Source organism: Bradyrhizobium sp. USDA 4541, assembly GCF_024171085.1.
Classification (GTDB): Bacteria; Pseudomonadota; Alphaproteobacteria; order Rhizobiales; family Xanthobacteraceae; genus Bradyrhizobium; species Bradyrhizobium australafricanum.
This window is the reverse complement of record NZ_JALJZF010000001.1, coordinates 3,027,027-3,038,082: the sequence shown is the minus strand read 5'-3', so window position 1 is coordinate 3,038,082 and position 11,056 is coordinate 3,027,027. Positions and strand designations below refer to the sequence as shown.

At 65.5% G+C, this 11,056-nt stretch carries 9 protein-coding genes; 3 read left to right on the top strand and 6 right to left on the bottom strand.

The window, feature by feature from the left end:
* Position 1: 1 nt before the first annotated feature.
* The 5 genes from J2R80_RS14270 to J2R80_RS14250 form a co-directional block, all read right to left on the bottom strand.
* A complete protein-coding gene (locus tag J2R80_RS14270; protein ID WP_168855260.1) occupies positions 2-193 on the bottom strand; it encodes a hypothetical protein in 192 nt (63 codons plus the stop codon).
* Between the two features lie 102 nt (positions 194-295).
* The gene (locus J2R80_RS14265; RefSeq protein ID WP_253638778.1) at positions 296-1,297 is read right to left on the bottom strand and encodes a DUF2877 domain-containing protein; all 1,002 of its coding nucleotides are present in this window, start codon (positions 1,295-1,297) and stop codon (positions 296-298) included.
* Between the two features lie 31 nt (positions 1,298-1,328).
* Positions 1,329-3,863: a branched-chain amino acid ABC transporter ATP-binding protein/permease gene (locus J2R80_RS14260; RefSeq protein ID WP_253638777.1), complete on the bottom strand. Its 2,535-nt coding sequence runs from the start codon at positions 3,861-3,863 to the stop codon at positions 1,329-1,331.
* Positions 3,860-4,735, bottom strand: a complete 876-nt coding sequence (locus tag J2R80_RS14255) for a branched-chain amino acid ABC transporter permease (protein ID WP_253638776.1) — start codon at positions 4,733-4,735, stop codon at positions 3,860-3,862. The genes J2R80_RS14260 and J2R80_RS14255 overlap by 4 nt, the downstream gene beginning before the upstream one ends.
* Before the next feature lie 40 nt (positions 4,736-4,775).
* A complete protein-coding gene (locus tag J2R80_RS14250; protein WP_371852122.1) occupies positions 4,776-5,984 on the bottom strand; it encodes an ABC transporter substrate-binding protein in 1,209 nt (402 codons plus the stop codon).
* 148 nt (positions 5,985-6,132) lie between these two features.
* On the opposite strand from J2R80_RS14250, the gene J2R80_RS14245 reads away from it, so the two are divergent.
* The 3 genes from J2R80_RS14245 (at position 6,133) to J2R80_RS14235 (ending at position 9,295) form a co-directional block, all read left to right on the top strand.
* Positions 6,133-7,131 (top strand): polysaccharide deacetylase family protein, encoded by a 999-nt coding sequence (locus tag J2R80_RS14245; RefSeq protein ID WP_375162580.1) that lies wholly within the window; start codon positions 6,133-6,135, stop codon positions 7,129-7,131.
* Positions 7,132-7,186: 55 nt separating this feature from the next.
* Positions 7,187-8,392: an amidohydrolase family protein gene (locus tag J2R80_RS14240; RefSeq protein WP_253638775.1), complete on the top strand. Its 1,206-nt coding sequence runs from the start codon at positions 7,187-7,189 to the stop codon at positions 8,390-8,392.
* 126 nt (positions 8,393-8,518) lie between these two features.
* Complete coding sequence (locus tag J2R80_RS14235) at positions 8,519-9,295, top strand: TetR family transcriptional regulator (protein WP_233475250.1); 777 nt, start codon at positions 8,519-8,521, stop codon at positions 9,293-9,295.
* 54 nt (positions 9,296-9,349) lie between these two features.
* Here J2R80_RS14235 and J2R80_RS14230 read toward each other — a convergent pair whose 3' ends face one another.
* Positions 9,350-10,942: a gamma-glutamyltransferase family protein gene (locus tag J2R80_RS14230; protein WP_253638774.1), complete on the bottom strand. Its 1,593-nt coding sequence runs from the start codon at positions 10,940-10,942 to the stop codon at positions 9,350-9,352.
* Between the last annotated feature and the right edge of the window lie 114 nt (positions 10,943-11,056).

The following is an 11,056-nucleotide window of genomic DNA, read 5'->3' as shown; positions in this document are numbered from 1 at the left end:
CTCACGTACCGAGCTTGGCGAGCAGTGCCGCCATTTTGGGATCGCCGTCGGCGGGAGGCGTCCAGTCGACCTGTACGACCTCGACATCGCAGTCCCGCAAGTCCTTCACAAAGCCTGCCAGCCCGACGTTCACCACGCTCGGCTTGCTCATCAACAAACGCCCGCTCGGCGTCCCTTCCTGCTTGGTCACCACTTGCGGCCTCCCGAGATCCGATGCATCGATCTTAGTAAGAAAGTTTTTACTTTGTCAAACATGCAACCTGTCGTCCGAATTCCCGTTGTGTCGCATGATCGTTTAGGCCCGTGCGATTGATCGCGTCGGCGGGCCGTTGCCGGTGAGGCCGGCATGATGCAGCGCGCTGTCGTTGAGCAGCCGGCACTCGATCGCGCGCAACACCATCAGCGCACCTGCAAACGCATCCAGTCCAGAGCTTTGCCCGATCCGCGACAGCGCCGCGACCGCGGACTTGATACGATCGACCCGTCCGCCAATCGTCGCGTCGATGGCTTCATGGAGCGCCGCCGCCGCGAAGCCAAGCACGGCACTGTGCAGGTGGGCGGCACTGATCTGATTGGTCCGGCCGAGATGCGCGCGACAGGTCTTCCACAGCGCGTCGCGCGTCGCGAGACGGCCGAGGCTGGCGAGCGCGACCAGCGCGCCGCCGATCAAGTCGTCGCCGGATGGCGTGAGCCCGGGACCAAGTCCGATCAATTCGACGATCTCCGGGTAGTCACGCGGTACGCATCGCTCTCCGCGAAGCCCGGCCTCGATCAATTGCTTGAGCGCGGCGAGCGCCGGCGCCGCGGCAGCGAGCACCCGCGACGGCCTTGTGGGCGGCTCCGCGCCACCCGAGGCGGCCAGCCCCTGCTCGACCGGCAAGCGACGCCAGACCTGATCGACCATCGCAAGCCCTACCCGCAAACTGTCGAGCGTCCATTCCGGCGAAGGCGGCGGCGCCCATACGGAGGCCGTCTCGAAACCGGCAAACCGCATACCGTCGACGAGCAGCATCGTGTCGACGATCGCAACCTCTTGTCCGGGAACGAGCAGCCGCGGCTCGATCCCGGTGCACCGAAGATGCAGCGGGCCGGAGCCGAGGTCTTTGACACCGATGCAGATCCAGCAATCGTCGAGCACCGCATAAAGGCTGCGCTCGAACACCGCCGCAATACGGCCGCGCCGTCCGCTGCGCAGCGCGCGGCGCGCAAGCACGCCGACCTCGATTACGGCACCGCCGTCGAATCGTTCAGACACGGGCGCGCCGGGCAGGTCGCGAAACGTATTGCCTGGCCGCATCACACCGATCTCCTGCTGCGCAACCATGGCGTCAGGACGTGAGCACGGCGGTTCGCGGCACGCTACTCCCGTGGGCCTCTCCGCCGAGATAGGCGGCTTCAAGCGAGGGATCCTCCGCGATGATTTCGGCCGCACCGCTCTTCAGGATGGTGCCGGTCTCAAGCAGATAGGCCCTGTCGGCAAGCGCAAGGGCTTGCCCGGCCATCTGGTCGACCACGATCAGGGTCATCCCCTCGACGCGAAGCTGCTCGAACGAGGCGAACAACTCGTCGACGACAAGCGGCGCCAGTCCAAGCGACGGCTCGTCAAGCATGAAGACCTTGGGCGCGGTCAGGAGCCCACGCGCGACTGCGAGCATCTGCTGCTCGCCGCCCGACAAAAGGCCCGCGCGATGGTTGATACGCTCCTTCAGGCGCGGAAAGCGGGCAAACATCGCGTCGATCTCCGCGTCGAGTTCGAGACCCTTGCGTGCGAAAGCGCCGAGCTGCAAGTTCTGCCGCACCGTCAGCTCGGGAAACACCTGCCGTCCTTCGGGTACCAGCACGATGCCGGCCCTGGCGCGGATATGCGCCGGCATCTTGTCGACGCGGGCGCCGGACAGCCGGATCTCGCCGACCGACCGCGGTGGTTCGAGACCGGCAATCGAGCGCATCAGGGTGGTTTTGCCCGCTCCATTGGCGCCGAGTACGGCGATGGCCTCGCCGGGCGCGACGGCAAGGTCGATCCCTCCGAGCGCCCGCGACAGGCCATAGAAGGCATCGAGCGTGCGGACTTCGAGCGCCGTGCCTTGTTTTGCCGGGCGCGTCGCGCGGCGCCGCTCACCCGACGGCGCATCGCCGAGATAGGCCTTGCGGACCAGCGGATCGTTGCGGATCGCCGCCGCATCGCCGATCGCGATGCGCTTGCCGCCATCGAGAACGACGATGAGGTCGCTTAGCGACATGATCATCGGCATGTCGTGCTCGACGATGATGACCGCGATCCCGGTCTCCGCGATGCGACGGAGCAGAACCGTCAGCCGCTGCTTGTCGCCCTTCGAAAGACCCGCGGCCGGCTCGTCGAGCAACAGGACCTTCGGACGCAAGGCGAGCGCCCTCGCGATCTCGACCAGTCGCTTCTCACCATGGGGCAGCGCGTCCGCGCGTCTGCTCAAATCGCCGTCGACACCCGCAAAGCGCAACAGCGACCGTGCAAGGCGCTCCTGCGCGTCATTGTGCAGCGCCGACACGATGTTACCGAGCTTGCCGGCCGTCGCCGCCAGCAGGACATTCTCGATGATCGAGAGCGAGCCGAAGAGCTGCGTCGTCTGGAACGTTCGCGCCACTCCGACACGCGCAAGCTGGTGCGACGGCAAGCCGGTGACGTCGCGGTCGCCAAGCTTCACGGTGCCGGATTTCGGGCGGTAGAAGCCGCAAAGCAGATTCAGCGCGCTGGTTTTCCCCGCACCATTTGGGCCGATGACGCTGATTACCGTGCCGGGTTCGGCGGTAAACGAGACGTCCTGCACGGCGCAGACACCGCCGAACGAGATCGAGAGGTTTGCGACGTCAAGACGCGACGCGCTGTTGGTTCCGATGCTGAGGTCGGCGACCGGCTCGACGGCCCCCGCGCCCGTATCGGCCTTCGATCCCGCCGGCAGGAACCTTGCAGCGAATTGCTCGATCAGCCCCATGATGCCCGAGGGCGCGACCCGCAGCACGGCGAAGAGCAACACGCCAAAGGCAAGCAGACGATACTCCGCGAGATCGGACAGCATTTCCGGCAGCAGCACGACGAGCGCCGCCCCGATCACCGGCCCCAGCGCCGAGCCGGCGCCGCCGACCATGACGCCGAACAGCAGCAGGATCGATTGCAGAAAGGGGAACGAACTTGGGCTGATATAGCCCTGGAGGGGCGCAAATAGCGCCCCCGCCAACGCCATCGCTGCCGCCGAGATGATGAACGCCACGGTGCGGACCCGCACGAGATCAATGCCGATCGAGCGCGTCGCAACCTCGGTGTCGCGGGCGGCACGCATGGCGTAGCCCCAGCCGCTGCGCTTCAAGCGCTCGAACAGGATGAGGCCGGCGAACACCAGCACGACGCCCGCGATCGCCAAATGCCGCTCCGACAGCGGAAAGCCGAACACCTCCGGCGGCGCGGTCAGGATCAGGCCGTTGCCGCCGCCCGTGAGGTCGCGCCACTCGATCGTGCCGTGCTCGACGATGAAGCCGAAGGCGATTGTCACCATCGCGAGATATGGACCTCGCACACGCAAGGCCGGCATCGCGAGCAGACCACCGACGACGCTGACAAGAGCAATCGCTGCAGCCGTCGCCGCAAGATAGGGCCACCCTGCCTTCTCCATCAGGAGCACGGTCGTATAGGCCCCGATCGCCATGAAGCCGATGTGGCCGAGCGAGATCTGCCCGGCGAGACCGAGCAGCACGTTGAGGCCGATACAAGCGATCGCCGTCAGCGCGATGGTCGCGACCAGGAATACGCCGTAGCTGTCGGCAACGGCGGCATAGAGGATGGCGGCCGCGAGTGCCGCGACGGCGGCGAGAACGGAGACGCGAGAGGTCATACCTTTTTCACTCCGGCTCGGCCGAGCAGCCCGTGGGGGAGGACGACAAGAATCGCGATCACCGAGGCGAATGTGATGATCTGGGTGTAGACCGACCCCAGATAGTTGGTCGCGAACACCTCGATCAGGCCGAGGCAGAGCCCGGCCAGCATCACGCCCCAGGCGCTGCCGAGACCGCCGATGATCGCCGCCGCGAAGGCCTTGATGCCGAACAGCGTGCCCATTTCCGAGGACACGTTGAACAGGGGCGCGATCAGCAGCGCCGCAACCCCGGCCAGCATCGCCGAGACCGCGTAGCTTGCCGCGATGGCGCCGCTGACGTTGATGCCCATCAGCCGCGCGGCGTTCGGGTTCTGGACCACCGCGAGCATGGCGACGCCGTGACGCGTCCTGCGACTGAGCAGATGAAGTGCCAGCGCCAGCAGCAATCCGACCAGGGGAATCAGGAGTTGCAACGGATAGACCCCCGCGCCCTCGACGATCTGGATCGGCTTGGCCGCCAAGACGGACGGAAAGCTGCGCGGCTCCTTGCCGAAGACGAACATCATCACATTGTCGACGATGATGCCGACCGCAACGGTCGCCATCAGCCAGTTGTCGGAGCCGCGCTGCACGAATGGCCGAACCGCAAAGCGCTCAATCAGCAGGCCATAGACCGCGCAGACGAGCAGAACGGCGGGAATGCCGGCCGCCGCCGGCCAGCCCCACAGCACGAGGAAGAAGTAGCCGGCAACGGCTCCCAGGGTCATCGAGCTGCCCTGGGAGAAATTGACCGTGCCGGAGACGGCGTAGGTAACGTGGAAGCCAAGCGCAAGCAGCCCGTACATGCTCCCAAGCGCCAGTCCTGTTATCACCGCGGGAAGAAATGACATCGATGACCACCCTGCTTGTTTGTCGGACGATCTCGCGCGGTCAGTTCCGTGCGAACGGCATGATGTGGTTGTCCTCGAACCGCGCCCAGATGTAGTCGCCCGCCGTCAGCGCATCGTGCTTGTCCTGCGCGAACGGCTTCTCGTAGGTCTTGATCAAGCCATCCACGCGATCGATGGCGTAGAAGCCGTCACGGACGGCGGTCGGTTCGGTGCCACCGGCCTTTTCGATCGCTCGCGCAATGACCAGGATGGAGTCGTAGGCGTTGGCCACGCCAACCGCCGGCGTCACGTCCGCAGGCCCCTTGATGTCCGAATACTTCGCCTGAAGGGCCGACATCACCCGCTTGCCGACCGGCGACAAGTTCCCGAAGAAGCTGTAGGTCTGGACGAAGATCACGTTCTCCGCGCTCGGCCCGGCTAGCTCGGTGAAGCGGCCGCCGGCCGGCCCCCAATGCGAGACGATCGGCGGCGCCCAGCCCATACGGTCGAGCGATTTCACCACCTGGGAGGACGGTCCGACGTTGCCGACCAGGTAGAGCGTATCGGCGCCCGCCTGCTTCAGCCGCGACAGCTGGGAAACGACATCGACGTCGTTGCCTTCAAACTTCTCGACGCCGGCAGGCTCGATTCCTGCAGCCTTCAATGCCGCCTTCAGGCCATGCTCGTTCGACTCGCCCCAGGGATTGTTGACCAGGATGAGCCCGGGCTTCTTCGCATTGTACGTCTTGCGCGAGAACTGGACGATCGCCTTATCGACCTCATCGTCCATGGCCGAGACGCGGAACACGTAGTTGGACGGGGCGCCGTTCCGCGTGATGTTGGTCCCGGCGGCCCATGGCACCACGAACGGCACCTTGACGTTGTTGACGAACGGCACGATGGCGAGCTCGACCGGCGTGTCGAGGCCGCCGACCAGGACCGCGACCTTCTCGCGCTGAATCAACTCGCGCGCCGCGATCAGCCCTTTGGCCGGATTGCTCTCGTCGTCGCGGCGGACGAGCTCGAGCGGACGTCCGAGCACGCCGCCCTTCGCATTGATTTCCTCGATGGCGATCGTCGCTCCGCGGGTGAGCGCCTCGCCGGCGCGCGCCGACTGTCCCGACAGGGCGGTCACCAGGCCGATCTTGATCGGTTCGGCCGCGCGCGCGCCGAACGCGAACGGCAACGCGGCCAGCAGGATCGTCGCAGCGGCGTGCCAAGCCGGCCAACGACGCGCAGGTCCGGACGAAACTATGCTCCTGAAGTTCATGTTCGGTGTTCCTCCGCTGATGGCGGCCTCGGCATCGAAGCCGCCAGTTCCTCCGCTGCCGCTTATGCGCGGACTTGACGGAAGTAAAAACTTTCTTCAAAATTATTCCGATGTCAAGCAAGCGATCAACCGCGCGGGGAAAATTCCGATGGACCCAAGGAATGTCGAGGCCGGCGACGTGTTGATCTCGATCGCGGAAGATGGCGACCGCCTGTCGCGCAGGGAAGCCGTGCTGCGCTCGGATTCTGTCGGATCGGTCCTCGCCGCTCACGGACGCTATCGCTACAGCGCGATCGGGCAACGCCCGGATTTCAATTGGCCGCAAGGGCGGCGGCTTGCCGTCTACGTCGGTCTCAACCTCGAGCATTTCGCATTCGGCGACGGGCTCGGTGCCGAGCTCTGCCCCGGCGGTCCGCATCCGGACGTCCTCAACTATGCCTGGCGCGACTATGGCAACCGTGTCGGCGTGTGGCGCCTGATCGAGCTGTTCGACGAGCTGAAGCTGCCGCTGTCGGTGCTCGCAAACAGCAGCATCTATCACTACTGCCCTGAAGTCATGGAGGCATTTCGCGCCCGCGGCGACGAAATTGTCGGTCACGGCCGCACCAATTCCGAGCGCCAGGGTGTGCTTGCGCCCGACGAGGAGCGGCAATTGATCGCGGAAGCGACCGATGTCATCGCGCGAGCCGAAGGGCGGCCGCCGCGCGGCTGGCTGGGGCCCTGGATTTCGCAATCACAGGTCACGCCCGATCTGCTGGCCGAAGCAGGCTACGAGTACCTGCTCGACTGGTGCATGGACGATCAGCCGGTGTGGTTCTCGACGCGGAACGGCGGCCGCATCCTTTCAGTGCCTTATCCGCAGGAGTTGAACGATATCCCTTCGATCGTCGGTCGCAAGGACTCGGGCGAGCAGTTCGCCACCATGATCACCGAGACGTTCGAGGAGATGCTGGCACAGTCGAAAAGGCAATCGCTCGTCATGGGAATTGCGTTGCACCCCTATCTGGTCGGCCAGCCGCACCGCCTACGTCCGCTGCGGCGCGCCCTGCAGACAATCCTGGCGCGGCGTGACGAGATCTGGATCACCACCGCCGGAGGTATAGCCGCATTCTCGCGCGCGCTGCCCGATGGCATCGTCCCAACATGATGAAAACGAATCGGGCCCCGATCGCCTCGCCATTGCGACGAACCGGAGACGACCAGTGAGCACTGCCGACACGCTGTTTCGAAACGCCCGATTGGTCGATGGGCGCACCGTCGATATCGCCGTGCGCGATGGCCGCATCACCTCGATCGCGTCGCAATCGCCGGTCGCGGCCGGCGAAACCCTTGATCTGGCCGGACGCCTGGTGTTGCCGGGGCTGGTCGATGGTCATATCCACCTCGACAAGGGCTTCGTCGGCGACGATTGGAAGTCCCACCGCCCCTGCACCGCCGGTTTCAGCGTGCGCGAGCGCGTCAAGTTCGAGAAGGAGGGGCTTGCCGGCGCGAGGCCGATTGCGGTGCGGGCGGCCGCGCTGATCGACCTCTGCGTCGCGCAGGGCACGACCTGGATGCGCAGCCACGTCGATATCGACCTTCAGGTCGGGTTGCGCAATCTCGAGCAGGTCATGGCGGCGGGTGACGCGCACCGCGACAAGGTGTCGGTCCAGATCGTCGCCTTTCCGCAAAGCGGCATCGTGACGTCGCCGGGCGTGGCCGGATTGCTCGACGAGGCGGTTCGCGCCGGCGCGGACCTGGTCGGCGGCCTCGATCCGGCGGGTTACGATGCCGACATCGACGGGCATCTCGACGTCATCTTCGGCATTGCCGATCGGCGCGGGGTCGGCATCGACATTCACCTGCATGACGGCGGCTTGCTCGGTATTTTCGAGATCGAGAACATTGCACGTCGGACCAAGGCCCTCGGGCTCGGCGGCAAGGTCACGATCAGCCATGCCTATGCTCTCGGCGAGGTGCCGCGAGACGTGGTTCAAAGCACCGCGCAGCTGCTCGCCGAGGCCGGGGTCGCGATTTTGACCAACGCGCCCGGAGCGCATGCGTTTCCGCCGATGTTGCTGCTGCGCGATGCCGGCGTCAATATATTCGCCGGCAATGACAACATCCGCGATTCCTGGTGGCCCTATGGCGACGGCGACCTCCTGGAGCGCGCCATGATCGTCGGCTACCGCTCCGGCTTCAGCACCGATGCCGACCTGGCGGCGGCCTTCGACATGGTGACCACCAACGCCGCGCAGGCACTCGGCCTCCCGGACTATGGGGTGGCCGAGGGCGCGGCGGCGGACTTCGTCGTGATCGACGCGCAGCACGTGCAAGAGGCCGTGGTGGCCCGGCCCAGGCCGCGCGACGTCTACAAGAATGGGCGCCTCGTCGCGCATGGCGGCACGGTCGTGACGTTGGCGCGTTGATGTGGATGTGGAGACCGGAACATCGGGAAGGTTACCCCTTGACGAGCCACCGCAATAGCGATCTCAATCCCGCGAGCCTGCACGGCAGGGCCCCGCATCCCGTTGAACATGATGGGCGGGGGCATATTGTCCGCGCTGGGCTCGTACAACCTGAGAAAAGCTTGTCCCGTGACTGAAACGACAGCATCGACCAGCCCGGCCCGCAGCGCCACACGCGGCAGACGGGCACGCGATTCCGCGTTGACCAAGGAAGCGATCCTGCACGCGGCGACGTTCGAATTCTGCCGCAACGGCATTGGCGGAGCTCGGGTTGAAGCCATCGCGAAACGCGCCAAAGCCAACATGCGGTTGCTGTACGCCTATTTCGGCGACAAGAACGGCCTTTATCTCGCCGTGCTCGAGCACGTCTACACCGAGATCCGCGCGGCCGAACAGCAACTCAAGCTCGACGACCTCGATCCGGTCGCGGCCATGCGCGAGCTGATCAACTTCACGTTCACCTTTTTCGGAGCGCACCAGAACTATATCGCCCTGATCAACAATGAGAACCTGCAGCGTGGGCGTAACCTGCGCAAATCGCGCAAGATCGCCGACCTCACGCTACCCTTGGTCGCGAGCATCGAAAATATCCTTCGCCGGGGCCTTGCGGTCGGGCCGTTCCGCAGCGACGTCGATCCGGTTCAGCTCTACGTCACGATCACGGCCATGAGCTATTTTCATGTCTCCAACCGCTACACGCTGTCGGCGATGTTCGACAAGGATCTGGGAGAGCCGGACTGGCTGGAGAAACGTCGCCACCACGCGCTGGACGTGATCATGACCTGGTTGACGGCGACGGCGGCCGCAAGCGAGGGAAAACGGAAACCGTCCGCAGCCAGAACACCGGCCGGCGCCGCACGCTAGCTCGCGCGCGGCAAATTCCGAACAGTCTGCGGGTGAGCGCTAAGGGTGCTCGCTTCACCGGGCAGCGACGACGCCGTCGCTGCGGGGATCGCTGGCGCCCTCGAGCAGTCCATCCGGGTGCCAGACGATTGCGCCGGCGTGGCCCATGAATTCCTCGAACGCACCGACCACCTGGATGTCGTGGCCGAGCGCCCGCAGCGCGTCGACGACGGCAGGATCGAAACGCGATTCGATCTTGAGATTGTTGTTCTCCTCGCCCCATGTGCGACCGAGCAGCCAGCGCGGCGCGGTCACTGTCGACTGAAGGTCCTGACCGTGCAACGCGTAGCGGGTGAAGATCGCCGCCTGGGTTTGCGGCTGCCCTTCGCCGCCCATCGTGCCGTAGGACAACAGCCGGCCGTCGCTGAGTTCAGCCATTGCGGGCTGAATGGTGTGGAACGGCAGCCGCCCAGGTTCCAGGCGGTTGATATCGGTCTCGGCGAGACCGAAGCTCGTCCCACGGTTCTGCCAGGTGACCCCGCTTTGGGGCAGGATGACGCCCGAGCCGAACTCCCAATAGATGCTCTGAATGAAGCTGACGCTAAGGCCGTTCCGGTCGGTCGCAGCGAGCCAGACCGTATCGCCCTGGGCCGGCGGGTCAGGCCAGCGCGCTGCATGATCGACGGCGACCGTCTTTTCGAGCGCCGCAATGGACTCGTCGGTGAGAAACTCGGCCGCCGACCGCGCCATGTAGTCGGGATCGGTCACGTAGCGATTGCGGATGCGGAACGACGCCTTCGTGCTCTCGACCAGCCGGTGCAGATGATCGACCCCGTCCGCCTCCTTCGCCATGCGCCGGGCATAGAGCGCAAGAATCAACAGCGAGGCCAGGCCCTGCGTCGGCGGCGGCATGTTGAACACCTTGTGCCCGGCCACATCGACCGACAGCGGTGTCACCAGCGTGGCTTGATGCTGTTCCAGATCGAATAGGCGGAGCGGGCTGCCGAGCCGTTCGAGATCAGCGGCCATCGAACGCGCCAGGTCGCCGCGATAGAAATCGGAAAGGCCGGCTTGCGCCAGCTGCCGCAACGTGTCTGCCACGCGCGGCTGCCGCAACCGCGCGCCGACTGCAAGCGGAACGCCCCGCGGCAGATAGACATCGGCAAAGCCCGGCACATCCTGCAGCTCAGCGCGCTTCTTCGAGGTGTTGTCGTGCAGGGTCTGGGTCACGGCGACTCCATCGGCGGCGTAGCCGATCGCAGGTTCGAGCAGCCGCGACAGCGGCATGCGCCCCCCATGGCGATCGCGGCTGAGCTCATAGGCCTTCTGCCAGCCATCGACGGTCCCGGCGGCGGTGAGTGCCGCGAGCGGTCCGCGGCTTGGGATGGTGCTGCAGCCATGCTCGCGATACCAGGCGCGGCTGGCGGCCTTCGCCGACCGTCCGCACGCCTGGATTCCGACCGGTGCGGAGCCCGCCCGGCCGACCAGCCAGAAGTTGTCGCCGCCGAGGCCGTTCATATGGGGATAGACCACCGCGGTCGTGGCGGCGGACGCAATCATCGCCTCGACCGCATTGCCGCCTTCGGAGAGGACGGCGAGCCCGGCCTGCGCCGCAAGGTGATGCGGCGCGGTCACCATTCCGCTATAGCTTCGCTTGGTCTGCAGCATCAACGCGTTCTCCGAAAGCAGCAGCTTGTAATAATATTCTTACTTACATTGTCAAGCAGCCATCGCCTCGCCGCGGCTGCGAACGGCTGGCGGAGGTGCCGCGCGAGGTGGATC

What these genes read in the sequence shown, in the direction of transcription:
- J2R80_RS14265 (WP_253638778.1), bottom strand. Translation starts at nt 1,297, where the DNA reads ATGCGGCCAGGCAATACGTTTCGCGACCTGCCCGGCGCGCCCGTGTCT.
- J2R80_RS14260 (WP_253638777.1), bottom strand. Translation starts at nt 3,863, where the DNA reads ATGACCTCTCGCGTCTCCGTTCTCGCCGCCGTCGCGGCACTCGCGGCC.
- J2R80_RS14255 (WP_253638776.1), bottom strand. Translation starts at nt 4,735, where the DNA reads ATGTCATTTCTTCCCGCGGTGATAACAGGACTGGCGCTTGGGAGCATG.
- J2R80_RS14250 (WP_371852122.1), bottom strand. Translation starts at nt 5,984, where the DNA reads ATGAACTTCAGGAGCATAGTTTCGTCCGGACCTGCGCGTCGTTGGCCG.
- J2R80_RS14245 (WP_375162580.1), top strand. Translation starts at nt 6,133, where the DNA reads ATGGACCCAAGGAATGTCGAGGCCGGCGACGTGTTGATCTCGATCGCG.
- J2R80_RS14230 (WP_253638774.1), bottom strand. Translation starts at nt 10,942, where the DNA reads ATGCTGCAGACCAAGCGAAGCTATAGCGGAATGGTGACCGCGCCGCAT.